This window comes from Cellvibrio sp. GW822-FHT04B05, assembly GCF_058800985.1.
The window spans coordinates 393722-417807 of sequence record NZ_JBXAMU010000001.1; the positions used below are offsets into that span (position 1 = coordinate 393722).

24 protein-coding genes are annotated in these 24086 nt (G+C 51.7%); 19 read left to right on the plus strand and 5 right to left on the minus strand.

What is annotated here, in order from left to right; all coding sequences use genetic code 11:
* Positions 1-16: 16 nt before the first annotated feature.
* The 3 genes from AC1RJL_RS01525 to AC1RJL_RS01535 form a co-directional block, all read right to left on the minus strand.
* On the minus strand, positions 17-3610 hold the full coding sequence (locus AC1RJL_RS01525; protein ID WP_492910983.1) for a discoidin domain-containing protein: 3594 nt from the start codon (positions 3608-3610) through the stop codon (positions 17-19).
* A 332-nt stretch (positions 3611-3942) separates the two neighbouring features.
* The gene (locus tag AC1RJL_RS01530) at positions 3943-7218 is read right to left on the minus strand and encodes a galactose-binding domain-containing protein (RefSeq protein ID WP_492910984.1); all 3276 of its coding nucleotides are present in this window, start codon (positions 7216-7218) and stop codon (positions 3943-3945) included.
* A 214-nt stretch (positions 7219-7432) separates the two neighbouring features.
* Positions 7433-7660: a hypothetical protein gene (locus tag AC1RJL_RS01535; RefSeq protein ID WP_492910985.1), complete on the minus strand. Its 228-nt coding sequence runs from the start codon at positions 7658-7660 to the stop codon at positions 7433-7435.
* A 221-nt stretch (positions 7661-7881) separates the two neighbouring features.
* Between AC1RJL_RS01535 and AC1RJL_RS01540 the strand changes: the two genes are divergently transcribed.
* The 16 genes from AC1RJL_RS01540 to AC1RJL_RS01615 all read left to right on the plus strand — a co-directional run bounded on the left by AC1RJL_RS01540 (position 7882) and on the right by AC1RJL_RS01615 (position 19825).
* Positions 7882-8745, plus strand: coding sequence for an STAS domain-containing protein (locus AC1RJL_RS01540; protein WP_492910986.1), 864 nt, complete (start codon positions 7882-7884; stop codon positions 8743-8745).
* Between the two features lie 5 nt (positions 8746-8750).
* Positions 8751-9107: an STAS domain-containing protein gene (locus AC1RJL_RS01545; RefSeq protein WP_492910987.1), complete on the plus strand. Its 357-nt coding sequence runs from the start codon at positions 8751-8753 to the stop codon at positions 9105-9107.
* Between the two features lie 36 nt (positions 9108-9143).
* Positions 9144-9581, plus strand: a complete 438-nt coding sequence (locus AC1RJL_RS01550; protein ID WP_492910988.1) for an anti-sigma regulatory factor — start codon at positions 9144-9146, stop codon at positions 9579-9581.
* A complete protein-coding gene (locus AC1RJL_RS01555) occupies positions 9578-10618 on the plus strand; it encodes an ATP-binding SpoIIE family protein phosphatase (protein WP_492910989.1) in 1041 nt (346 codons plus the stop codon). The genes AC1RJL_RS01550 and AC1RJL_RS01555 overlap by 4 nt, the downstream gene beginning before the upstream one ends.
* Positions 10619-10634: 16 nt before the next feature.
* Entirely contained in the window at positions 10635-12422 is a 1788-nt protein-coding gene (locus tag AC1RJL_RS01560) for an ATP-binding protein (RefSeq protein ID WP_492910990.1), read from the plus strand.
* A 98-nt stretch (positions 12423-12520) separates the two neighbouring features.
* On the plus strand, positions 12521-14038 hold the full coding sequence (locus AC1RJL_RS01565) for an ATP-binding response regulator (protein WP_492910991.1): 1518 nt from the start codon (positions 12521-12523) through the stop codon (positions 14036-14038).
* A gap of 282 nt (positions 14039-14320) precedes the next feature.
* Positions 14321-14758: a 30S ribosomal protein S6 gene (gene rpsF / locus AC1RJL_RS01570; RefSeq protein ID WP_492910992.1), complete on the plus strand. Its 438-nt coding sequence runs from the start codon at positions 14321-14323 to the stop codon at positions 14756-14758.
* Between the two features lie 2 nt (positions 14759-14760).
* Positions 14761-14988 (plus strand): 30S ribosomal protein S18, encoded by a 228-nt coding sequence (gene rpsR, locus AC1RJL_RS01575; RefSeq protein ID WP_007643439.1) that lies wholly within the window; start codon positions 14761-14763, stop codon positions 14986-14988.
* Positions 14989-14999: 11 nt separating this feature from the next.
* A complete protein-coding gene (gene rplI / locus AC1RJL_RS01580; RefSeq protein ID WP_492910993.1) occupies positions 15000-15446 on the plus strand; it encodes a 50S ribosomal protein L9 in 447 nt (148 codons plus the stop codon).
* 196 nt (positions 15447-15642) lie between these two features.
* Positions 15643-17049 (plus strand): replicative DNA helicase, encoded by a 1407-nt coding sequence (gene dnaB / locus AC1RJL_RS01585; RefSeq protein ID WP_492910994.1) that lies wholly within the window; start codon positions 15643-15645, stop codon positions 17047-17049.
* 48 nt (positions 17050-17097) lie between these two features.
* Positions 17098-18003, plus strand: coding sequence for a hypothetical protein (locus AC1RJL_RS01590; protein WP_492910995.1), 906 nt, complete (start codon positions 17098-17100; stop codon positions 18001-18003).
* A gap of 43 nt (positions 18004-18046) precedes the next feature.
* Positions 18047-18601 (plus strand): FtsZ/tubulin family protein, encoded by a 555-nt coding sequence (locus tag AC1RJL_RS01595; protein ID WP_492910996.1) that lies wholly within the window; start codon positions 18047-18049, stop codon positions 18599-18601.
* A 117-nt stretch (positions 18602-18718) separates the two neighbouring features.
* Positions 18719-18928, plus strand: a complete 210-nt coding sequence (locus tag AC1RJL_RS01600; RefSeq protein WP_492910997.1) for an AbrB/MazE/SpoVT family DNA-binding domain-containing protein — start codon at positions 18719-18721, stop codon at positions 18926-18928.
* Positions 18906-19133 (plus strand): PIN domain-containing protein, encoded by a 228-nt coding sequence (locus tag AC1RJL_RS01605; RefSeq protein WP_492910998.1) that lies wholly within the window; start codon positions 18906-18908, stop codon positions 19131-19133. Before AC1RJL_RS01600 ends, AC1RJL_RS01605 begins: the two co-directional genes overlap by 23 nt.
* Positions 19127-19303, plus strand: coding sequence for a PIN domain-containing protein (locus AC1RJL_RS01610; RefSeq protein ID WP_492910999.1), 177 nt, complete (start codon positions 19127-19129; stop codon positions 19301-19303). The genes AC1RJL_RS01605 and AC1RJL_RS01610 overlap by 7 nt, the downstream gene beginning before the upstream one ends.
* A 15-nt stretch (positions 19304-19318) precedes the next feature.
* A complete protein-coding gene (locus tag AC1RJL_RS01615) occupies positions 19319-19825 on the plus strand; it encodes an MOSC domain-containing protein (protein ID WP_492911000.1) in 507 nt (168 codons plus the stop codon).
* 4 nt (positions 19826-19829) lie between these two features.
* On the opposite strand, the gene AC1RJL_RS01620 is transcribed toward AC1RJL_RS01615, so the two are convergent.
* Positions 19830-20096: a Txe/YoeB family addiction module toxin gene (locus AC1RJL_RS01620; RefSeq protein ID WP_492911001.1), complete on the minus strand. Its 267-nt coding sequence runs from the start codon at positions 20094-20096 to the stop codon at positions 19830-19832.
* On the minus strand, positions 20089-20343 hold the full coding sequence (locus AC1RJL_RS01625) for a type II toxin-antitoxin system Phd/YefM family antitoxin (RefSeq protein ID WP_492911002.1): 255 nt from the start codon (positions 20341-20343) through the stop codon (positions 20089-20091). Before AC1RJL_RS01625 ends, AC1RJL_RS01620 begins: the two co-directional genes overlap by 8 nt.
* 185 nt (positions 20344-20528) lie before the next feature.
* On the opposite strand from AC1RJL_RS01625, the gene panC reads away from it, so the two are divergent.
* From panC to acs, 3 genes are all read left to right on the plus strand, one after another.
* The gene (panC, locus tag AC1RJL_RS01630; protein WP_492911003.1) at positions 20529-21380 is read left to right on the plus strand and encodes a pantoate--beta-alanine ligase; all 852 of its coding nucleotides are present in this window, start codon (positions 20529-20531) and stop codon (positions 21378-21380) included.
* Positions 21381-21417: 37 nt separating this feature from the next.
* Complete coding sequence (gene panD, locus AC1RJL_RS01635) at positions 21418-21798, plus strand: aspartate 1-decarboxylase (protein WP_492911004.1); 381 nt, start codon at positions 21418-21420, stop codon at positions 21796-21798.
* A 278-nt stretch (positions 21799-22076) separates the two neighbouring features.
* The gene (acs, locus tag AC1RJL_RS01640; RefSeq protein WP_492911005.1) at positions 22077-24014 is read left to right on the plus strand and encodes an acetate--CoA ligase; all 1938 of its coding nucleotides are present in this window, start codon (positions 22077-22079) and stop codon (positions 24012-24014) included.
* Positions 24015-24086 lie beyond the last annotated feature (72 nt).

Below are 24086 nucleotides of genomic sequence, written 5' to 3' on the forward strand. Positions count from 1 at the left end.
AAGAATGTGGTTTTTATTAGAATCCGGTCAGTCTCACCTCCCAGATTGAATAACCCCATTGGTTGCCGGCGCTACGTGCGGTTGCATGAATACGGACATAGCGATAGTTGCCGCTGAGGGTGAGTGTGTCAGTGCGGTTGCCAAAAGTGCCGCCGGTCCTGCTGGCGATATTGGTCCAGTTGGCGTTGTCATTTGAGCCTTGCACTGTGTAAGTCGCTGCGTTTGCTGCCTCCCAATCGATGGCAATACCGGTGAGCGTTTTGGCGCTGCCCAGATCCAGCGTCAGCCAGCTTGGGTCAACCGCATGCGCTGATTCCCAACGAGTACCGGCGTTTTTATCAATTGCATTGGATGCTGCGGTTAATGCTGTGCTTGCGGTAGCACTCACGGGCGTAAGTGGACCCGCAGTAGCTGTGCTGGATGCACTGCTGCTTGCAACAGCACCTTGTGCGTAGACTTTCAACTCAAACAGTGAATAGCCCCAGGTGTTGCCTGCACTGCGCGCGGTAGCGTAAACACGCACATAGCGATAGCTGCCACTCACGGCGTGGGTGTCGGTGCGGTTACCAAAGGTAGCGCCGGTAACGGTTTTTAATGTCGTCCAGCTGGTACCGTTGGTGGAACCTTGCACTTCATAGTTGGCAGCGTTGGCTGCCTCCCAATCGATCACCACTTGAGTGAGGTTGCGGTTGCTACCCAGATCTACTGTGATCCAGCTTGGGCTTACACCGTGGGTGGATTCCCAACGGGTACCGGCAACGCCGTCAACAGCATTAGTGGCAGGTTGGAGGCTGGTACTGGCAGTAACCGGACGACCCTGTGATACCAGTCCCGATGCCGGTGCGCTGGAGCTGCTGACACTGGATGGTGTAGACGATGGTGCACTGGAGCTGGCTGCTGATGAAGGTTGGCTGCCAGAACCGGTGAAGGACACTGCAATCGTGTGGCTCGCGGAAATCGCGTTGAAGGTGTAGCTGTTCAGCGCGCCCAACGAAACACCGTCCACAATTACATTGGCAACTTGTCGACCTGCCGGTGGCGTGAAGGTATAGGTAGCCGACTCCGTATTGTTTTTGCTGTAACGAAGTGTACCCGCCGGGCTGATGCTGCCCACGCCATCCAGGTTGATGGTGTAGATGCGGTGCGGTTTCAGGTCTACCGCCATCAATTGCACATCGGCAACTTCTACAACCTGGCCAGCCGGTGGGCGGAACCAGAAGCGGAAGTTGCGCTCGTTAGCTGGCGGGAAGGCGCTGAAATTGCTGAAGCTTTCGTAGACACCGTCGCTATTGCTGTTGGTCCAGTTGATCATGGTGTTGTTGGCGGTGCCGTATTCCACTTTGAACTGGGCGAGGCTGCGCGGTGCGGATTTATCACCGGCGACCAGCACCTCTTTCACTTCATAGTTGGGGTCGATATTGACACTTACCCACAGATCCTGATTATCCGCTACGCCGGGAATACCGCTGGCTTTGTTGCCGGTAGAACCGTCTACCGCGCGGGAAGCTGCACCCCACCATTCAGTTTCCCAGCCGCTGCTGGCGCCGGTGAAATTGGTTGCGCTGATGGCGGGAACCAGGGGATCGCCGGAGCCGATATAGGCGATTTCGCGGATCACGACATCATCGATAAAGGTAGTGGCATTGCCCATGGCGCCGAACAGGAAGGCGAGACGACCAGCGTTATCACCACCGGTGAAATCCAGATTGAAGCTGTAATTCGCCATGGTAGTTCCCAAGGCAACCGTTTGTGACAAATAGGTACCGGCCGCTGATGGGTTCAACTGGTCTTCTGACAGGCGCACCTGAATATTGCGCGGCGATGCCGCACGGGCGCGGAAGGACACCTGATAGCGGTAATTGCGTTTCAGGCCAAAGCCCTGGGTGTGCAACTGGTAAGAGCCGGCGCCTGTGCCCTGATTGGCGGCGGTGATGCGCGCTTCACCGTTGATCACTGCGTAGGCAGCGCCTGAGCCGTCATAGTTTTCACCTTGCCAACCTGCCAGGCCGTCGCTGAAGGTGCCGTTGCCCAGCACATTGATGCTGCGGTCAACCTGCGTGGTACCGGCGGGTTTCGGATAGACATTGGCGACATCTTCAAAGGCTTTGAATTCCAGCAGCCAGATAGGCTCGGCTTTGTCGATACGACCCTTGGTCACAAGTTTGACGTAACGGTAAGTCTTGTTCACATCAAAGGTATGGGTCGCCCAGCCCACGGCTTGTTGATCTGAAGTGAGGATGTATTCCCAGTTGCCGGATGAGGTTTTGCCGTAGATGTCGTACGACTTGGGCAGGTTCCAGGCCCACTCGATCCAGAAGTACTTGATCGGTTTATCCACACCGTAATCGATAGTCACCGAGTGCATATTGTCGTCGCGCGGGGTTGCCCACTTGGAGCCTACATAACCATCGGCAGCATTCTTGGCGCTGTTATCGCGGTAGGCGTTATCGCCTTCCTGCAAATAAGCGTCGGCAGTTACCGAGGTCGGTGCCAGCCAGCCTTTCAACGAATAGAAACCCTTGGTGTTGTTGGTCGGGCGGAAGAAGCTGTATTTGCTCTCATCGATGTACTTGTGCCAACTGTCGGTGGTTGGCAGCGGCCAGTGGGCGACGTAGTCAACGAGGAAATCAGTACCGGCGCGGCCGATATTGGTGTTCATGCTCGCGGTATCGAGATATTCGTATTCAGTGACACCGTTGGTGACGCGGGTGTAGCCGGTTTTGTTGGCGACGTTGGCGTTGGTGCTGAATTTGTTGTAGTTGCCCACATCCGGCCACTCCACATGGGTGATGGCGTGGTTGAGGATCATGCGCATCGGTGTGAGGTACGGCCAGGGTTGGTCGCCGCGCTCGGCTTTGGTCCAGGTATAGGTTTTAACACCGTTGACATAATACTCCACGTATTCCGGGGTTTTGATCACGCCGTAAGTCACGTATTGGTTGCTGGGGTTAACGCCCAGTTGTGCGTAAGTCGTCCCAGCGGGGTTGCCGCCATAGGCTGGGTAGGGTGCTGACCAGTGGGTTTGCGGGGCTTTGCTGGCGTTAGCGCCGGTGAACTCGATAATGTCCAGTTCCTGGCAGGCAGTCCAGCCCACATCCGGGAAGTTACCTAATAGCCACCATGCCGGGAATTCGCCATTGCGCGCAGGCGGCATTTTGATACGGGCTTCGAATTTACCGTACACAAAGGTAGATGCATCGGCGATTTGCGATTCGATCCGGCCGGCGCGAATAAACAGGGGTTTGCCCTGGCCGGCGACACCGCCGTAATAATCCTGGATCTGGCCATCCATGTAGCGGGCTTTAAGGTTGAGCACTTTGCCGTCGAGTGCGCCGGCGTCATCTTGCCCGGTGCGGATGGTCCAGTCAGCCGTAGGGTATTCCACATCCTGATAATCGATATCTTCGCCATTTACAAAGATATCTTTTTCAACCAACCATTTAGTGCGGTTGATGTTGGGGCCGTTGAAGTGGTCGACAAAGTTGGTGTTGTTGTTGGGGCTGGCCCACCAGGGGTCGTTGTAAGCCGTTTGGGCTTGGGCAATATTTGCACCCAGCCCGAGGCCAAACCCAACACCAAGCATTACGGCTGTTAGTGGTCTGATGTTCATAGTTCCTCCAAGGGAATTATTTTTTATTCGATAAGTAGTTGATAAACAATTGCACTGCGTTGTTAGATTTATTGCTCACAGTTGCTTTCGGTGATGCACCGAAGGCGGATCTTACGGGCGCTTTGGTTATGGTTAAAACTGCCTGGCCTTATTGTTTTTCCATCGGTTTTTATTAGCGGTTGGAGGGACAACCGGTAAAAAATAAAAGGTTAAAAAATCACCCTGGCATCGATTATTGGAAATACCCGATACCGGGTGAAAACCTCCCCTCCCGCCGGGTGAGCGGGAGGGGAGTGAGGGAGCCTGTTTGACCCCTCGGTCATCGGTCGTTCTTACCAGCCCAGCACCCGCACTTCCCAGATGGAATAGCCCCACTGGTTAGTGGTGCTGCGTGCCGTGGCATAGATGCGCACATAGCGGTAGTTGCCCGCGAGAGTGAGTGTGTCGGTGCGGTTGCCAAAAGTGCCGCCGGTTCTGCTGGCAAGGTTGGTCCAGTTGGCGTTGTCCGCGAAGTTAGGTGAATTGGAGCCCTGCACTATGTAGTTCGCCGCGTTAGCCGCTTCCCAATCAATCGCAATGCTGCCCAGCGTTTTGCTGCTACCGAGATCCAGCACTAACCAGCTTGGGTCAAGCGCATGGGCAGATTCCCAGCGGGTGCCGCTGTTTTTATCAATGGCATTGGCTGCTGGTGTCAGTGCGGTACTGGCAGTCGCCGACACAATGTTGAGTGATGCAGCCGGAGCAAGGCTGGAGCTGGCTGCCGAACTGCTGGCAGGAGTGCCCTGGGCGTAGACTTTCAATTCCCAGATTGAATAACCCCATTGGTTGCCGGTGCTGCGCGCGGTGGCATAAATGCGCACATAGCGATAGCTACCGCTGACCGCATGGGTATCGGTACGGGTGCCGAAGGTGCCGCCGGTAACGGTTTTGAGGGTGGTCCAGCTGGTGCCGTTGGTGCTGCCTTGAATCTGGTAGTTAGCCGCGTTTGCTGCTTCCCAATCGATCACTACTTGTGACAGTGCACGTGAGCTGCCCAGGTCAACTATGATCCAGCTCGGATCAACGGCATGCGCCGATTCCCAACGGGTACCGCCATCACCATCTACCGCATTAGACGCTGGTGTCAGCTGGCTGCTGGCGGTGACCGGACGACCTTGCGATACCAATACCGGTGGGCAGTTGGTGCAACCGGCAGAGCTTGAACTGGCAATGCTGGATGGTACGCTGCTTGGAGCGACTGAGCTTCTTGAGCTGCTCAGTGGTGTGCTTGAGGGCGCCACACTTGATGGTGCAACGCTAGACGGTGCCATCGAACTTCTACTGCTGCTCGCTACACTGGATGGCGGTAGTGCTACTGAACTGCTGCTGGTGGCAGAAGACGAGTTGCCCGAGGTTGCCGGTGCATCCTTGTTGTAAGCCATCACGCGGAAGTTATCAAAGTAGAAGGTGCCGGTAGTGGCTACGCCGGGAGTGATCAGGAATATCAATTGGTCGACACCGGTAAAAGGTGCAGAGGCTTTGTTATTTGCCCAATCGCCCAAGGCCGCGCGGAAGTTGTAGTTGAACTCCAGGGTTTCCCATTGGCCGGTTTTGGTGGTTTCGGTTTGGTAGAAACTGTGGCGGCCGACTTGCCAATCAGTTGGCGTAACAGCGGCGACTTGCAGCTCGTTTTCCAGGTTCATGGAGATAATCGTGCCCACTGGCGCCGTGGTGTAGACATCCACCGCTACACGCACCATACCGTGCTGTGCGTCCATGGCATCGGGAATACCGGTGATGCCGTTGAAGGCGAGGGTGTCGTAAGTCGCACCGGCATCGCGTACATAACGCAGCACATTCGGCGATGAGTTCACCGCATTAGGTGCAGGGTTGGCGACAATCGTGCGTACACCGCTGGTGTAGGGGGCAGTTTTGATCGCGCCATTGCTGGTGCCATCAAAGTTGGCAATGGTCTGTTTGATGTTGTAGCCATTGTCCGGCCAGACAATGCGGATGTTATCCAGATAGAAATTGGCGGGGCGGTTAAAACCGGCCTCGACCATCAAGACCAGATTGTCGGCTTGGCTTGCAGCGATATTGGAATCCGGCGTGCCGGTATAACCCAGTTCAACCGTATGCCATTCACCGGCTTTGCCGATGGTGCCATTAAAGCGCGCCAGGCGGCCGGTGTTGCCATCCCAGCTTGGGGTGACACTGACTACCGCATTGTTTTCCAGGCCGCCACCGATTTCTTTACCGAGCAGGTTGGCTGCGGATGCAGGGTAGTAGATATCGGCAAAAATCTTGGCGCGACCGGAGCGTAATTCGCCCGCGTTAAGCTTGCCAAAGCCGGTAAGTTTGAGGTTATCCCACTGCTGGCTGGCATCGCGTACATAATGCAGTACTTTGCTGGAGGTGTTGACGGCGCCCGGTGCCGGGTTGTTAACAATGGAACCTGTACCAAGTGCTATACCGTTTTGCAGGTGAGTAAGCCCTAACCCGCTTTCATAGGCGGCGAGTGTTTGGATACGGCCCTGCTCAATAGTGACCGGTTTGGTGACGGTTTTCAGGCTGCAGCCGCTATTGAAGGTTGCGCTGAAATTGCCGGAGCGGGCAGTGTTGCCGATGGAGGCGACAATCTCACGGGTACCCTGGCCGGACACAATGCTCACGCCCGCAGGAACAGACCATGTATAACTGGCGGTAGCGGGGCCGTCGATACGGTATTTTTTGTAGGTTTCGCCGCGATACGCATAGGTATCGCCTTCAACCGACCAACTGTCGTCGTTTTTGTAGACGGCGACATAATCGACTTGCATCAGCTGCTCGGGACCTTCACTGCCATCGGGGAAGCCGGGGAACCAGCCGCCAATCGCCAGGTTGAGGATGACGTGGAAGGGGCGGTTATAGAAAGAGTCCCAATTGGAACGGACGGGGTTAACCCCATCGAGTTTGCTGCGCGAACTGGTGATTTTAGGCACGCCGTCAATCGACCAGACCATACGGTCTGCGTACCATTCCACGGCATAGGTGTGGAAATCGGTTTTGGTACGACCGGCTTCAGGCACGATCAGGTTGTCAGGATTTGGCCAGCCGGTGTTGCCGTTGTAGGGCCAATAGGCGCCGTAGTGCAGGGTGCCGCTGATATCTTCATGGGTGCCGGCGGCTTCCATGATGTCGATCTCACCGTCATTTGGCCAGCCGTGGCTGTCGCGTTGGGATTCGGTAGACATCATCCAAAACGCTGGCCAGGTACCGGAAGCCTTGGGTAATTTGATCCGTGCTTCGATCTTGCCGTAAGTCCAATCCTGGGCGTTTTTGGTGCGCAGGCGGGCGGAAGTCCAGCTTTTGCCCTCGTAGTTTTCACGGATGGCTTTGATATTAAGCAGGCCACCGCTGACCCACATATTTTGCGGCCGGTCAGTGTAGTACTGGAGTTCGCCATTACCGCCACCATCGCCGTTCACCTCTTGCGACCAGTTGTTGCGGTCAAGGTTGGTGCCGTTAAAGTCATCCTTCCAAACTTGGTTCCAACCGCAGGTTTGCGCTTGTGCTGCTTGTCCAAGGGTGAGTAATCCGGCCGAAAGCAACCCGAGGGGAAGCAGGCCAATACTGGCGAGTTTTTTCATTATTGCCTCTCATTTCGTTATTGTTAGCGTTTTTATCTTTAGCTGAAGCTAGGGGATGCAGCGTCAGTCCACTGCATGCTGGTTACTATTTCACCCAGGGTAGTGAGTGTTCCTCCTGTTTTTTGCAGTTTGTAGAAAACTGAGAAGCCCCACTTAGTGAAAATGCAAAGTGGGACGGTTGGCAGCCATCCGGGAAGTAGTAAAAAAGGATTGGTTACTTTGGCAATTCGACAGCAGGATGTTCCACTTCGTGGTAAGGTCTTTGCGCTGGCACATGATTAATACAGTTCAGGCACGCGTGTTTTTTTATCAAACGCTTCAATAAGCCACCAAGACGCTTCAGTGAGGCGGGTTCGTTAATCATCACCTTTTTGACTTTGGTGTATACCCCCCGGCGGCGGAGAGATTCCATTTGAGGTAACGGAAGAATGGATTTTTTCATTCGCACTGACGCCAAAATTGTAAATTTAACAATTTTGCAAAGCTTACATGCTGATTGAGCGAGTTTTTGCAAATAGATCACTTTCGAAAAATGACTGTGCTAGTCATATGTACGCGAGGCATACAAAAATGCCTGTTTAATGTGGCATTTATAACATTGGCTCGTTACTGGCTAAGGGGTTGTGATGCTTTTAGGTTAACTACTTACATTTGAGGAAGAGTATGAGTAATACCAAGACCACGCACCTGGCGACCGTTGTGTCCAAATATCAAGAGCAATTATTAGATATCTGGCTCGCGGGACTTGTATCTCGCTTGCGTCGCGACAAATCCGGATCTGCGGATCTCCGCGCTCAGGCAGAGCAGTTTTTGCCATTATTGGCAACGACATTGGAAAGCACAGATTCTACTAACATCGACGAGGCGGGTTGGGCAGATGTTCGGCAATTGCTGGCAGAGATTTCCCAATCGCGCGTGCGTCAGGGTTTTACTCCGATTGAAACTGCCAACTTTATTTTTACGTTAAAGAAACCGATTTTTGAATACCTGCGTATTGCACTCGCCGATTCTCCGCAACAAGCGGGTGAAGAGATTGCGACTACCAGCACCTTATTTGATGATCTCGGCCTCTACATTATCGAGGTGTACCAGAAGGCGCGCGAGCAAGTGATTTTGCGTCAACAACAGGAATTGATGGAGCTTTCAACGCCGGTAGTGCAACTCTGGCAAAACGTGTTGGCACTGCCGTTGATTGGTACCTTGGACAGCGCGCGCACACAAGTGGTAATGGAAAGCCTGCTGCAAAAAATCGTAGAGACAGGTGCATTGATCGCAATTATTGATATCACCGGTGTACCAACAGTAGACACGTTGGTCGCACAGCATTTGTTAAAAACCATCGCCGCCGCCCGCCTGATGGGGGCCGATTGCATTATCAGCGGCATACGCCCGCAAATCGCACAAACCATCGTGCACCTCGGCGTGAACCTGGAAGATGTTATCACCAAAGCGACTTTGGCAGATGCCTTTGTTATTGCATTGCAGCGCACCGGCTCAAGCATTAACCACACTGTCAGAGAGCGCTAAAACCTATGGAGCGGATTCCTATTTTGCGGATGGGTCGGCTGCTGCTGGTGACCATCCAAGTCGATATGCACGACCGTTTGGCGATGACACTGCAAGACGATTTAACAAACCGGATTGTGAAGGAGCGCGCGAACGGTGTGCTTATCGATATTTCGGCGCTTGATATTGTCGACTCTTTTATCGGCCGTATGATTAGCGATACTGCAGCTATGGCAAAAATTCTTGATGCAAAAACCGTATTGGTTGGCATGCAGCCTGCTGTTGCCATTACGCTCGTGGAATTGGGTTTGACCCTGGAAGGGGTGAGCACTGCGCTCAATGTTGAGCTCGGCATCAAAATGCTGGAACAGCGCAACTACTAATGGAACCGCCATTGACCAATTCTGCGGGTAAATCACATGGGAAATGATTTTTTTTCGGCGCGGAATCATTCAGTAGAACCCGTCGTACTGCCATTGCACACTGATGAAGATGTAGTTCGCCTGCGTAAACAGGTGCGCGATGATTTGATCGCGCTGGGTTTCAGCCTGATTGAGCAAACCAAAATGGTGACCGCGGCGAGCGAGCTTGCGCGCAATACCTTGCGCTACGGTGGTGGTGGCGAAGCACATGTGGTGCGCCGCAATGACGGTGATCGCAAAGGTATTGAATTAAGTTTTGTCGATGAGGGGCCCGGTATTGACGATCTTGCATTGGCAATGACCGATGGCTACACCAGCGGTGGCGGTTTGGGATTGGGGTTGAGTGGCGCAAAGCGCCTCGCTGACGAATTTGAAATTGACACTGCGCCAGGCGAAGGCACTACTGTCACCATTATCAAGTGGAAAAAATTTTGAGTAGTTATGGAACCCAGTTGGTGTTCGACCTGCAAGACATTAGTAGTGTGGCAGTGGTACGGCGTGCCGGCGCGATATTAGCGCGGGAATTGAAATTTGATGAAACCCGCACCGGACAATTGGCGTTGGTGATTACCGAGGCTGCAACCAATATTCTGAAGCACGCGGGGGATGGCCAAATCCTGTTGCGCGCCCTGTACCAAAACCAGCATGTCGGTATAGAAGTGCTGGCGCTTGATAAGGGACCGGGCATCGATAATCTCGATTGGCATACTGCGGACGGCAATTCTACTACGGGCACTTATGGCATCGGCTTGGGAACCTTGCGTCGGTTAAGTCAGGATTTTGATATCTATTCAGAACCGGACAAAGGTACTGCACTCTGGATGGTGCTCTGGGCAGCCGACCAAAAGCCCACACTCATGTTCTGGCAAGTTGGTGCAATTTGCGTCCCGCTTAAAGGCGAAGAGGTAAGCGGTGATAATTGGGCCGTGGCGGCACATGAGAAAAAACTGACGTTAATTGTGGCGGATGGCCTCGGCCATGGACCTGAGGCTGCCAAAGCAGCCGATGCAGCTGTCGCACTGGTGGATGACCTTGTTGCTCAGGGAGGGGATGACAATGGCCCTCCTGTTATCAATAACCCATCGGTCATTTTGCAGCGCGCGCACCATGCCCTGCAGGGCTCGCGCGGTGCAGCACTCGCCATTGGGCAAATCAACAGTGAGCCGGGTACGCTTACATTTGCCGGTGTGGGCAATATTGCGATGTGTATTCTTTATCGCGAGGGCAGTCGCCATCTTGTATCGCACAATGGCATTGTCGGCAGCAACTTGCGCAAATTGCAGGAGTTTTCCGAAAAGTGGGAGCGCGATGCCCTGTTAATCGCGCACTCGGACGGTATCAATACCCGCTGGGATCTGAATCTGTATCCCGGCTTGGTGCACTGCCATGCGGCTTTAATCGCTGCGGTTATCTACCGCGATTTTACCCGTGGCCGGGATGATGCGACTGTTGTCGTCGTACGTGAACAATGAATAGACGGAGCTGGGCATGAGCATTCGCATCCTTACTGCACTTGTTAATACCGAGACCGACGTGGTGGCAGTGCGCCAGCGCGCCAAACAAATTGCCCAACTGTGTGGTTTTGGTGTGCAGGATCAGGTGCGCATTGCGACCTCGGTGTCCGAGCTTGCACGCAATGTGTATAACTATGCAGGCACCGGCAAAATTTATTTCAGTGTTGAGGGGGATACCGCGCCACAGATCCTGACGGTGACTATTGAAGATAAAGGTCCGGGTATTGCCAATCTCGACCAAATCCTCGCCGGCGACTACAAGTCCCCTACGGGAATGGGCATGGGGATTATTGGTGCGCGTCGTCTGGCAGATCGCTTTGATATCAAAACCGGCCCCGCCGGAACCCGTATCATTATCAAGAAAATTTTTCCACGCCTGGCGCCAGTGATTACCGCGAAATCCAGTACCAGTGTATTTGCCAAACTCACCGCAATGCCGGCAGATATCACTGTGACGGAAGTGATCCAGCAAAATCAGGAATTGCTCTCTGCGCTCGCGGAATTAAAAGCGCGGCAGGATGATCTGACCTTGCTCACCCGCGAGCTGGAAGATACCAATCGCGGCATGGTTGCCCTCTATGCCGAATTGGACGAAAAGGCTGGACATTTACGCCGCGCGGATCAAATGAAGTCGCGCTTTCTCTCCAATATGAGCCATGAATTCCGCACGCCGCTCAGCTCCATTCGCGCTTTATCCAAATTGTTGCTGGAACGGGTGGACGGTGAACTCAGCGTCGAACAGGAAAAGCAGGTGACTTACATCCTGCAAGCCGCTAATGGCCTGAACGAATTGGTAAACGATTTATTGGATATTGCCAAAATTGAAGCGGGGAAAGTCGATATACGGCCATCGCAATTTGATGTCGGCAGTCTCTTTGGCGCTTTGCGTGGGATGTTGCGCCCGTTGTTATTAACAGAATCGCTCACGTTGACTTTTGTCCCGCCGGAAACACCGGTGACCATGTTTACTGATGAAGCCAAGGTATCGCAAATCCTGCGCAATTTTATTTCCAACGCACTCAAATTTACCGAGGAAGGGGAAATCACTGTTAGTGTAGTGCTGATCCCGGAAAAAAATCAGGTGACCTTTACGGTGGCGGATACGGGTATTGGCATTCGCGCAGATGATCTGCAATTAATTTTTGAGGAGTTCAGCCAGGTAGAAAGCCCGCAGCAGCGCAAGGTAAAAGGTACAGGATTGGGCTTGCCGCTCTGCCGGAATCTGGCGCGGCTGCTGCACGGTGAGGTAGCGGTAACCAGTATTCCCGGTGTGGGCTCGACTTTTTCAGTGACCTTGCCAATGACCATGGCTGCACCGGAAGTGGCCACCAATGAATCTATACCAGTGCAGATTAAAAACGACGATAAACGTATCCCGATCCTGATTGTAGAGGACAACCTCGCCATTCAGGTGCAGTACGAAAAATTCCTGCTCAATACCGAGTTCCGCCCGGTACCTGCACGCAATTTGCGTGAAGCGATTGAGCGCTGGTCGATACAGCGGCCCGCCGCCATCATCCTTGATATTCTGTTGCATGGTGAAGACAGTTGGCTGTGGCTGGCTGAGCTGAAAAATGATCCTGCGCGTAGTGATGTACCGGTCATTATCGTCACCGAAGTAGAGGACAAGCGCAAAGGCCTGTCGCTCGGTGCAGATGCTTACTACGTAAAACCCCTGTTCAAACAGCAGTTGCTCGCTACGTTGCGAACTCTGATTGGGCAACCTTTATCCGGAAATGAATACCAGCAATCCGCTGGTTAGGTCTGGTTTGACTGCGCGCAATGGTCCCTGAAAAGAATAACCACCAGTGCGGGACGCGATTACAGCAGTCATAAAGGAAATACTCCGAGGAACAAGATATGCCATTGCGGTTGTTTAAAGATGCGGTTGTATTGAACGTCGATGATAGCGACGGCGCTCGATATGCGAAATCGCGTATCCTCACCCATGCCGGGTTGCGGGTAATTGAAGCCTCCAATGGTGAAGATGCTATTGCGCGTGCCCATGCCGAGATGCCGGATCTTATCCTGCTGGACGTAAAACTGCCGGATATCAACGGGCTCGAAGTTTGCCGTCGGCTGAAAGAAAATCCGTCCACCAAAGCGATTCTGATCCTGCAAACCTCCGCTTCTTTTATCGATCCGGCCGACAAAGTCCGCGCGCTGGATGGCGGTGCGGACAATTACCTGGTCGAGCCTATTGAGCCGGATGAGTTGATTGCCAATGTGAAAGCGCTGTTGCGCCTCGGTCGCGTCGAGCGCGAATTGCGCGAAATGGATCGCCGCAAAGATGAGTTCCTCGCCACGCTCGCCCACGAATTGCGCAACCCGCTCGGGCCGATTCGCACTTCGGTGGAGCTGCTGCGCAGGCTCGATCCGAATGCTTCAATCGCGCAGGAAAATGCGCGCAATACGATTCAGCGCCACACTGATCATCTTGTCCGTTTGGTGGATGACTTGCTGGATGTTGCGCGTATTTCACAAGGCAAAATCTCCCTGCGGCACGAAGCGGTTAACTTGCGCACGGCAATCGATAATGCAGTGGAAACCTCTACCCAAGCCATCGACAACAAGGGGCACAGTCTGGAGGTTGTTTTTCCGGGTGAGGTCATCCTGGTGCGCGGCGATCAGGTCCGCCTGTCACAGATAGTAGCGAACCTGTTGCTCAACGCCGCCAAGTTCACCGAGCCGCGCGGTAAAATCGGTTTGTATGTCGATTTGCAAAAGCAGGGCGTCCGTATCCGTATTACCGATAACGGCATAGGTATTGAAGCTGGATCGATTAACGCGATTTTTAATTTGTTTTCCCAGCATGGACATCTAAGCAGCCAGGTGCAGGATGGTTTAGGCATAGGTTTGTCGCTGGTAAAAAATCTGGTGAATCTCCATGGTGGTACCGTTACCGCCATTAGCGAGGGGGCGGGGCGTGGAAGCACCTTCGAGATTATGTTGCCCGTAATGACGCAAAACCAGATCGAGGCCAAAGGCAAAATAGCGGAACAACCGACGGTTTCACCAAGCGCTAAAAAAATCCTGATTGTGGATGACAATGCTGATGCTGCCGATACCCTCGCCCAATTGCTGGCCATGACCGGCCATACGGTGCAAGCTGCCTATACCGGCCAGCAGGCGCTTGATGTTGCTGTCAGGTTCCGGCCGGATATTATTTTCCTCGATATCGGGTTGCCGGATCTCAGTGGTTACGAGGTTGCCGCACAATTACGCGCCTCGCCCGACGGCAAAAAATTCACGTTGATCGCCTTGACTGGCTACGGTCAGGAGCAGGATCGCAAAAACGCTTTTGCCTCCGGGTTTGATGACCATTTCGCCAAACCGGTCGATTTTGAGAAGCTGCGCAAGCTCGGGTTGCATCTATAGGCAGCAAAAAACACAAGTTAAAAGACCATCTCCGCCTGTTTGCATATCCTGCCCATGGCCTTCCAAATCTTGTATCGCATCAAATTTGGGATATCAAACTTCCTCCGCGTTCTATTCCTGTCTGCGGCCATATTTCACCTTGCATCGCCTGCTGCAAATCCGTACAATTCCGCACCCCAAACCGGCCGGGGGGAATGAATTTGCATTCTGTGCAGATCAGAAAACCGGCTACTCCTTGTCTCACTGCAGCCAGCAGGAGACTTTAACCCGTAAGGAGCTTACATGCGTCATTACGAAATCGTGTTCCTGGTTCATCCGGACCAAAGCGAACAAGTACCTGCAATGGTAGAGCGTTACACCTCTTCTATCAAAAACGACGGTGGTCAAGTTCACCGTTTCGAAGACTGGGGCCGTCGTCAATTGGCCTACTCAATCAACAAAGTACACAAAGCTCACTATGTTCTGTTGAACGTAGAATGCTCTGACGCTGTGTTGGAAGAATTAACTACTAACTTCCGTTACAACGATGCCATTTTGCGTAGCATGGTTCTGCGTGAAGATGCTGCTATTACCGAAGAATCATTCATCCTGAAGGCTGAGAAAGAAGGCCGTGAACGCAAGGCTCGCCCACCGCGCGCTGAACGTCGTGATGACGCAGAAGACCTATCTGATGAAGATGGTGCTGATGCAGATGAATTCGAAGAAGAGCAGGAGGTATAACCATGGCCCGTTTTTTCCGTCGTCGCAAATTCTGCCGTTTTACCGCTGAAGGCACCAAGCGCATCGATTATAAAGATGTTGAAACGCTGAAAGCTTACATCACCGAAACTGGCAAGATCGTTCCAAGCCGTATCACTGGCACCAAAGCTAAATACCAACGTCAGTTGGCTACTGCTATCAAGCGTGCTCGTTACCTGGCTTTGATTCCATACACTGACAGCCACGAGTAAGGGGTATAGAGATGGACGTTATTCTGCTCGATAAAGTAGGTAAATTAGGCGCTATCGGTGACAAGGTTACCGTTAAGTCTGGTTACGGCCGTAACTACCTGTTGCCACAAGGTAAGGCTGTTGCCGCTACTGCGAAAAACATTGCTGACTTCGAAGCGCGTCGCGCTGAGTTGGAAGCTGCTGCTGCTGGCAAAATCGCTGACGCTACCGCACGTGCCGAAAAATTGGCTGCGCTGGAAGTGACTATTGCTGCCAACGCTGGTGACGAAGGCCGTCTGTTCGGTTCTATCGGTACTCGCGATATCGCTGATGCAATTACTGCCGCCGGCGTCACTGTTGCCAAGTCAGAAGTTCGCTTGCCGCAAGGTGTGCTGCGTGAAATCGGTCAATACGAGATTGATGTTCAGTTGCACGCTGAAGTGATCCAGGCTGTTAAATTGGCTGTTATTGCTGAGTAATGTTTAACCTTTAACCCCCTCGCAGCCTCCCTTTTTAAGAGGAGGGTTATGGTGGGGTTAGAGGGGTTTAGTTACTGACAAGCCATATGAAATCGGGCACTATCGACAACCCCTTTGGTTGACTAACAGGGTTGAAGTAGTGCCCGATTTTTTTTTGTACCCGAATCAAATAACAACGTCAGTGTTTTAACAAACTATGCCTGAATCAAGCTTTCAATCGTCCAGTTTTGAGGATCGCCTCGCGAGCGAGTTGACCTCCCAATCCGCCTTGCCGCATTCGGTAGAAGCCGAACAGTCTGTGCTCGGCGGTTTGATGCTTGATAATAACCGCCTCGATGCAGTACTTGAAGTTGTCTCTGAGGGAGACTTTTTCCGCGAGGATCACAAGCTCATATTCCGCATGATGATCGCTCTGCAAGAGGCTGGTCAGCCGCTGGATGTGATCACCCTGTCGGAAGAGCTGCACAAGCACGATGAGCTGGAGCGTGTCGGCGGCTTGGGGTATCTGGTCGAAATGGCCAACAATACTCCCAGTGCGGCCAATATCGCCGCTTATGCCAAAATTGTGCGCGAGCGCTCAACCCTGCGCCAGCTGATCGCCGCCGCACAGGAAATCAGTAAATCGAGTATGAATCCCGCTGGTCTGGATTCAGATGACCTGTTGCAGCTTGCCGAAAAACGCGTGGCCGAAATCGCCGAAGATCGTCCCAAAGAAGGTGGTTTGGTAGGGGTGAATGAACTCCTCAAGGCAACGGTACAGCGCATCGATGAATTATTTCGCTCCGGCAGCGATATCACCGGTGTACCTTCGGGTATTACCGATCTGGATCAACGTACCTCTGGCTGGCAACCTGGCGAACTGATTGTTCTCGCCGCGCGTCCATCGATGGGTAAAACCGCGCTGGCACTTAACTTTGTAGAAGGTGCACTCTTTAACCAGCCCAAACCGGTGCTGGTATTCAGTATGGAAATGCCTTCGGCAGCGCTGATAATGCGGATGATGTCTTCCATCGGCCGCATCGACCAAGGCAAGATGCGTAACGGTAAACTCACCGAAGAAGATTGGCCGAAGTTGTCATCTGCCGTTGCCAAAATGAAAGACAAACTGTTATTTATCGACGATACCGGCGGCCTCAACCCGCAGGAAATGCGCGCCCGTATCCGTCGCATTGCGCGCGAGCACGGCAACCCCGGCATGATCATGGTCGACTACCTGCAGTTGATGACAGTGGCGGGCGGCGGTGAAGGTCGTACGCAAGAAATCTCCGAAATCTCGCGCTCGCTCAAAGGCATCGCCAAAGAGTTTGAATGCCCGATGATCGCGCTCTCGCAGTTAAACCGCGGTGTAGAACAGCGCCCCAACAAGCGCCCCATGAACTCGGACCTGCGTGAATCGGGCGCCATCGAACAGGACGCCGACGTAATCCTCTTCATCTACCGCGATGAATACTACAACGAAGACAGCCCCGACAAAGGCATGGCTGAGTTGATTATCGGCAAGCAACGTAACGGCGAAATCGGCACCTGCCGCGCTGCGTTTGTCGGCAAATACACCCGCTTTGATAATCTTGCGCCTGAATATTTTCAGCAGGATCAGTATTGATGTGTTAATTGAGATTATAAAAATAAGTCAATGAGAAAAGGATGAGTCATGTATTTGTTTCGTATACATATAAGACCAACAGGAGGCTTTGCCTCAAAAGAAGATACATTTGAATATTGTTTAAAAAATAATGTTCTTGGTGTTGGTTGGAGGCTGGATTCTAATTTGCAACCGGATACGTGGGAGGATTATTTACAAGAAGCTAAGAAAGGATTCAGTGAGCGCGAGCTTAATGTTTGTAAATATATTGAAAGATGGGTATTACCAGATAGCCTTGTTTGGACAAGAGATACAAAAGGAGAGTATTACTTAGGTAAAGTTATTTCTGGGTGGAAATATTGGATTGCAGAAGAGGCAATTAGAAAAGATATAGATGTTGCAAATGTATTTGGTGTTTGCCTGAATAACGTCCAAATTAGAAATGTCCCAGGTAAGGTTATTGCGAGTTTTCGTGCACGACGCACAATTCAGGAAATTCAGGGTGCATCGGTTATGGAGTATTCCAAGTATCTTTGGAATGAGCTTGTAGGGCACAAAGAATATGACGCTGATTTATCGCAAGGGGCAGATATTTTCGAATTGCTGGATGATGAAGAAACAGAGGATTTAGTTTTTATGTATTTGCAAAGTCAAGGATGGTATGTTCTACCGAATACTAGAAAAAAAGACACTATGGATTATGAGTTTCTTTTGGTGCATTCATCTAATAATCAGTGGGCAAGGGTTCAAGTTAAAACAGGAAATGTCGAATTAAATAGTAAAGATTATTCCGAGAAAGATGAGAAAGTTTTCTTGTTTCAGTCAAAAGGAAAGTATTTAGGACGTGCTACGGATCATATTGTATTTCTGGAGCCTAAAGAGCTTTATAAATTTGCGGAGAGATCTTTGTCATTGTTGCCTGGCTCGATTAAATGGAAAGTGCAACGATACCAAACCTTGAGTGAGGGGTTATAAAAGTTAGCCTTAGCAGAACTATAACTTATAGAAGGTGGTGAAAATGACCAAAATTCTTGTTCTCGGGGTAGGCGGAGCCGGTAGCTATCTGGCAAATCAAATCCAATCTAAAATTTCATGTAATTCTTTAGTGATAGATCGAGTTCCGCATCTCCTTAATGATTACAGTTTTGCTAACAAGATAGAAATCTCAGCGCAAGATTATAATGGTGATGTTTTGAATGTCCCATATAAAAATACTCTTTTGCAAGATGTGCAGAAACATCTAAAAAATTCTTCAATACTGGTGTTAGCAATTGGGCTCGGTGGTTACATAGGAACCACTTTGGGTGTTGAGCTTGCCCAACTTGCTCGCGGTATGGGAATTAAAATAATCTGTGTTGTCTACAAACCGTTTGCTTTTGAAGCAGCTCGGCATCGGGTCGCATTTAATGCCCTTGAAAAACTGCGAGTATGTGTTAATGAGCTGGTTATTCATGATCACGCCATTAGCTTACCTACAATAAATCAGTCCCAATCTTTGCTGGATTATTTTATTGCGGCTGGTGAAACAATGGTGAATGAAGTCAGAGACAGATTGGTTGTGTGCAATGGCTAGTACCATTTACACCTGCTTTGATAAGCTCGTGCCTGAGCATTTCCAGCAAGATCAATACTGCGCAGAACTGCTTGCATCTTAGCTGCAGGCGGTTTATCGATCATTCAGGAGTAAGAAGTGGCAACCGCAACGTTATCCAGCAAATACCAGATATCCATTCCCCAAAGTGTGCGCGAAGAGCAACATTGGCAGAGTGGTCAGGAGTTTGTGTTTATCCCCAAAGGTAAGGGGGTGTTAATTATGCCGGTACCCCAGTTATCCGAGTTGGCGGGTATTGCCAAGGGTGTAACAGCAGAAAATTACCGTGACCGCGAGGATCGCTATTGATGCGGGTGGTCGTGGATACCCCGGTTTGGATCGAGTGGTAATTGGAGGTGACTTGCGCCAGGCATTGACTGGGTTATTTCCGGCTCAAGAGGATTGTTGGGTGCCAACCATAGTCCAGCTTGAGTTGAGTAAATGGTTGTTGCGCGAGTGTGATGAGGATATAGCCGATATCGTTATTGCCTATACCCAAAATGCCAAGTGCTGAATCTCGATACCGAAACAGCCCTGCTCGCGGCTGAAATGCATAGGCAGTACAAGCTGGCAACGGTCGATGCTATTGTCTATGCGAGCGCCCAACGTGTTGGCGCACGCTTGCTTACTTGTGATGCCCATTTCAAATCCCTTGCGGGTGTAGATTATCTCGCCAAACCTTGATTAACCGCCAAGTCTATGAACAGCCAAGCCCGCCTACTCGATAAACTCTGCGCGAATATCGCTCCCGGCAAGCTGGAGTGGATTGGTTTGCGCAGTGAAAGGCGCGGTGAGGTTGTGGTGGTTGACCAAGCTGAAGCAATCGTGGATTTGGGCTTGGTGGGCGACCATCGCATGAAAAAAACGCCGGGTTCCGCGCGGCAAGTTACGCTGATCAGCCGAGAATATATCCAACAGATTTGCCAGCATACCGGGCATGCATCAATTGATCCCCGCCTGCTGCGCCGCAATCTGGTGATTTCCGGCATGAATATGAATTTGCTGCGCTACCAGCGGTTGCAGATTGGTGAAGTTATCCTCGAAACCAGCGCACTCTGTCATCCCTGTTCACGTATGGACGAAGTCCTCGGCGCAGGTGGTACTGCTGCCATGTTTGGTTATGGCGGCTTGTGTGCCAAGGTGATTCAAGGTGGGATGATGCGGGTGGGGGATGGGGTAATCCGGCTCGCACTTCAGGACTTCTAGTACTTTAGATTTTGTAATGATAGCGGCAGGCAATCACTGTTAAATAGTCATCATCCACGGCGTAAACCAAGCGATTGGCATCATCAATCCGGCGCGACCAAAAACCTGACAGGCTTTCTTTCAGCGTTTCGGGTTTACCAATCCCTTCAAATGGATTGCGCTGGGTTTCTTTGATCAGTTGGTTGATGCGTTTCAGCGTTTTGCGATCCTGTCCCTGCCAGTAAAGATAATCACTCCATGCCGCGTCCGTCCATGCGAGCAGTCTAGTCATCGGTTAAATCCCTAATCGCAGCCTTTCCTATGCGATATTGCTCGATTGATTTGGCCAAATGCACCGCGTTTTCAGGGGAACGCAACAGGTATACGGTTTCCATCAGGCTGTTGTAATAATCAAGTGACATAACTACCGCATCGCTCGCGTCGCGGCGGGTGATGATAGTGCAGTCGGCATCATTGGTGACTTTATCCAGCACACTTTTCAGGTTGTTTCTGGCTTCGCTAAAAGTGGTGACATTCATGGTGCTTGCCCGTTGTCTGGTTTGTTGTACAAGTTTAAGTGGTGGTGTTTAATTGTGCAATAAGCTGTACATATTGTTTTGATGCCTGGTTGTTTTTTGTGCGTAAAATGTACTTCTCAATCCTGACCGTGTATCATCGCGCGCCCGAATCCAAGCCTATGTTCGAGGCAGTTTGAGGCATGAATATGCAGGTTTTTCACCATATCCAATCCCTTCGCGAAGCCTTGGCTGCCGAGCGCAAAGCGTGTAAGCGGATCGGTTTTGTGCCGACCATGGGCAACCTGCACAGCGCCCATATCGAATTGGTGAAAATTGCCCAGCGCAATTGCGATGTGGTGGTAACCAGTATTTTCGTCAATCCGCTGCAGTTTGGTTTGAACGAAGATTGGGATAAGTATCCACGCACCCTGGCGGCAGATTCGGCCAAGCTGGAAGCGGTGGGTTGCAATTACCTGTTCTGCCCCGATGAAAAAGAGATCTACCCTAACGGTATGGCCGAGCAAACCCGCGTTATCGTGCCAACCATGACCGATGTGCTCTGCGGTGCCAGCCGCCCCGGCCATTTTGAGGGCGTGACAACGGTAGTCACCAAGTTGTTTAATATTGTGCAGCCGGATGAAGCCGTATTCGGGATCAAGGATTTCCAACAGTTGGCAGTCATTCGCCGGATGGTGGAAGACTTGTGCATTCCGGTTAAAATTACCGCCGGCGAGATCTTCCGCGAAGCCGATGGCTTGGCGATGAGTTCGCGCAATGGTTTTATTACCGCCAACGAGCGCCCGAAAGTAGCCGTACTCAACCGCAGTTTGAACGGAATCAAACAGGCAATAGAGCAGGGTCGCCGCGATTTTACTGTGCTGGTGGACGAGGCGCGGGTGCAGATAGACGCGACCGGGTTTCGAGTGGACTACATCAGTATTTGCAATAGCCGCACGCTGGAAATGGCGGCACACGATGATCGGGAGATCACTATACTCGGCGCCATGTATACCCAGGGTGCGCGACTAATTGACAACGTTTCTGTAGTGCTGGACTGATTTCCCGCATTACACAAGTGATTCCCCGGAGGATTCCATGCTTTCACATATGCTCAAAGCCAAGCTGCACATGGCCAAAGTCACCCAGGCAGAGCTGTGGTACGACGGTTCCTGTGCAATCGATGCGAATTTGGTTGCCCTCGCCGGTATGCGCGAATTCGAGCAAATTGATATTTACAACGTGAACAACGGCGAACGTTTTCACACCTATATTATTCTCGCCGAACCCGGTTCAGGCACCTTCTCCATGAATGGGGCGGCTGCACGTAAGGTTGCGGTGGGTGATCGTGTAATTATCGCGACTTACGGCCATTTCACTGAAGCAGAATTGATCAATCATAAGCCGAAGCTGGTGTATTTGAATGAAGACAACACCGTGAATCGCACTACTAACACGATTCCAATGCAGGTTGCCTAGGGCCTGCAATTTGCAGCGTTATGGCTGGATATCAGGTTTTTAAAAAGGGTCGCTTTGCGGCCCTTTTTTATGGTCGCGAATAAATCTCCTATATTGATAACGCATCATGCCGGTGCAGGATTTACATTTTTGCGCCGTTTTGGACAACGTTGTCATTGAGATTTGCGCGTTAATCCTGTTAAGCTTCGCCTAATCAAAAGCGCGGATGCTGCGCGTCATTCATTTCATCCGTCGCACCCTCTCGGTTTAATAACAAGTAACGGCAGTGAGATAAAACCATGTCAGAAGTACACCTGTATCCGGTTCCTGAAAGCTTTAAATCCAAGGCGGCGATCAATCTGGCGCGCTATAAGGAAATGTACGACCAATCGATCAACTCGCCCGATACCTTCTGGGCGGAGCAGGCAAAAACCTTTCTGACCTGGCAGCAGCCGTGGTCGCAAGTGACCAAGAGTGATTTGCGTAAAGGGGAAGTGTCCTGGTTTATTGACGGCAAATTGAACGTTAGCGTTAACTGTATCGACCGTCACTTGCCAGCCCGCGCTAACCAAACCGCCATTATCTGGGAAGGTGATGATCCTTCCGAAGACCAATTTATTACTTATCAGGAATTGCACGATCAGGTATGCCGTCTCGCCAACGCCTTGCGTGAACGCGGCGTGAAAAAGGGCGACCGCGTATGCATCTATATGCCGATGATTCCTGAAGCTGCTTATGCGATGCTGGCCTGTACCCGTATTGGCGCAATCCACTCAATTGTGTTTGGTGGCTTCTCTCCTGAAGCATTGAAAGACCGTATTCAGGATGCTGAATGCCAGGTGGTGATTACCTCGGATGAAGGCCTGCGCGGCGGTAAGCGTGTTCCATTGAAAAAGAATGCCGATATTGCGCTTGCCCAATGTCCGGGTGTGCACACTTGCATCGTGGTGAAACGCACCGGTGGCGATATCGCCTGGAATGAAAAACGCGATTTCTGGTATGAAGATCTGGTTGAGCGCCAAGCCAGTGAGTGCGAACCGGAAGTGATGGATTCCGAAGACCCGCTGTTTATTCTCTACACCTCCGGTTCCACTGGTAAACCCAAGGGTGTATTACACACTACTGGCGGTTATCTGCTCCAGGCGGCAATGACCCACAAGTACGTGTTCGACTATCAGGAAGGCGATATTTACTGGTGCACTGCCGACGTGGGCTGGGTGACCGGCCACAGCTATATCGTTTACGGCCCGCTAACCAATGGGGCGACTACGCTGATGTTTGAGGGTGTACCTACTTATCCGGATGCTTCCCGCTGCTGGCAAGTGATCGACAAGCACGGTGTTAACAGTTTTTACACCGCCCCAACGGCCATCCGTGCCTTAATGGGGGCTGGCGACGGCTTTGTCACCAAAACCTCACGCGCCAGTTTGAAGATCCTCGGTAGTGTAGGTGAGCCGATCAACCCCGAAGCCTGGGAATGGTACTACCGTGTTATCGGCGACAGCCGCTGTCCGATTATGGATACCTGGTGGCAAACCGAAACCGGCGCTCACATGCTCACGCCATTGCCGGGTGCAATCGATCTCAAGCCCGGTTCGGCGACCGTGCCGTTCTTTGGCGTACAACCTGTATTGCTCGATCCTGAAGGCAAAGAAGTGCTTGGTGCAGGCGAGGGTAACCTCTGCATTAAAGCAGCTTGGCCAAGCCAGATCCGTACCGTTTACGGCGATCACCAGCGCTGCATCGACACCTATTACAGCACCTATCCTGGTTACTACTTCACTGGTGACGGCGCGCGCCGCGACGCCGATGGTTATTACTGGATCACCGGTCGTGTGGATGACGTATTGAACGTATCCGGCCACCGCATGGGCACTGCTGAAGTGGAAAGTGCGTTGGTATTGCACGACAAAGTTGCCGAAGCGGCGGTAGTTGGTTATCCGCACGATATCAAAGGGCAGGGCATTTACGCTTATGTGACCTTGATGACCGGTGAGCAACCAAGCGATGAATTGAAAAAAGAATTGCTGGCATTAGTGGTAAAAGAAATTGGGGCAATCGCGCGCCCGGATATCATCCAATGGGCACCCGGCTTGCCAAAAACCCGCTCGGGAAAAATCATGCGTCGTATTTTGCGTAAGATTGCTGCCAATGAATTGGATTCACTCGGCGACACCTCAACGCTTGCTGATCCGGCAGTGGTGAATGAGTTGATCGACAATCGCCCGAATAAATAATGTGATTGCTGAAGTGTCCTGTCCTAAAATAAGTTGACGGTTTTTGTTTAAGCCAGCTCCCCCAAAGAGCTG

Bases quoted from the DNA above. Each gene is read 5' to 3' on its own strand.
- AC1RJL_RS01535 (WP_492910985.1), bottom strand. From the start codon at position 7,660: ATGAAAAAATCCATTCTTCCGTTACCTCAAATGGAATCTCTCCGCCGC.
- acs (WP_492911005.1), top strand. From the start codon at position 22,077: ATGTCAGAAGTACACCTGTATCCGGTTCCTGAAAGCTTTAAATCCAAG.
- AC1RJL_RS01595 (WP_492910996.1), top strand. From the start codon at position 18,047: ATGACCAAAATTCTTGTTCTCGGGGTAGGCGGAGCCGGTAGCTATCTG.
- AC1RJL_RS01625 (WP_492911002.1), bottom strand. From the start codon at position 20,343: ATGAATGTCACCACTTTTAGCGAAGCCAGAAACAACCTGAAAAGTGTG.
- dnaB (WP_492910994.1), top strand. From the start codon at position 15,643: ATGCCTGAATCAAGCTTTCAATCGTCCAGTTTTGAGGATCGCCTCGCG.
- AC1RJL_RS01525 (WP_492910983.1), bottom strand. From the start codon at position 3,610: ATGAACATCAGACCACTAACAGCCGTAATGCTTGGTGTTGGGTTTGGC.
- AC1RJL_RS01615 (WP_492911000.1), top strand. From the start codon at position 19,319: ATGAACAGCCAAGCCCGCCTACTCGATAAACTCTGCGCGAATATCGCT.
- panC (WP_492911003.1), top strand. From the start codon at position 20,529: ATGCAGGTTTTTCACCATATCCAATCCCTTCGCGAAGCCTTGGCTGCC.
- rpsF (WP_492910992.1), top strand. From the start codon at position 14,321: ATGCGTCATTACGAAATCGTGTTCCTGGTTCATCCGGACCAAAGCGAA.
- AC1RJL_RS01545 (WP_492910987.1), top strand. From the start codon at position 8,751: ATGGAGCGGATTCCTATTTTGCGGATGGGTCGGCTGCTGCTGGTGACC.
- AC1RJL_RS01530 (WP_492910984.1), bottom strand. From the start codon at position 7,218: ATGAAAAAACTCGCCAGTATTGGCCTGCTTCCCCTCGGGTTGCTTTCG.
- AC1RJL_RS01565 (WP_492910991.1), top strand. From the start codon at position 12,521: ATGCCATTGCGGTTGTTTAAAGATGCGGTTGTATTGAACGTCGATGAT.
- AC1RJL_RS01590 (WP_492910995.1), top strand. From the start codon at position 17,098: ATGTATTTGTTTCGTATACATATAAGACCAACAGGAGGCTTTGCCTCA.
- AC1RJL_RS01560 (WP_492910990.1), top strand. From the start codon at position 10,635: ATGAGCATTCGCATCCTTACTGCACTTGTTAATACCGAGACCGACGTG.
- rpsR (WP_007643439.1), top strand. From the start codon at position 14,761: ATGGCCCGTTTTTTCCGTCGTCGCAAATTCTGCCGTTTTACCGCTGAA.
- panD (WP_492911004.1), top strand. From the start codon at position 21,418: ATGCTTTCACATATGCTCAAAGCCAAGCTGCACATGGCCAAAGTCACC.
- rplI (WP_492910993.1), top strand. From the start codon at position 15,000: ATGGACGTTATTCTGCTCGATAAAGTAGGTAAATTAGGCGCTATCGGT.
- AC1RJL_RS01550 (WP_492910988.1), top strand. From the start codon at position 9,144: ATGGGAAATGATTTTTTTTCGGCGCGGAATCATTCAGTAGAACCCGTC.
- AC1RJL_RS01620 (WP_492911001.1), bottom strand. From the start codon at position 20,096: ATGACTAGACTGCTCGCATGGACGGACGCGGCATGGAGTGATTATCTT.
- AC1RJL_RS01540 (WP_492910986.1), top strand. From the start codon at position 7,882: ATGAGTAATACCAAGACCACGCACCTGGCGACCGTTGTGTCCAAATAT.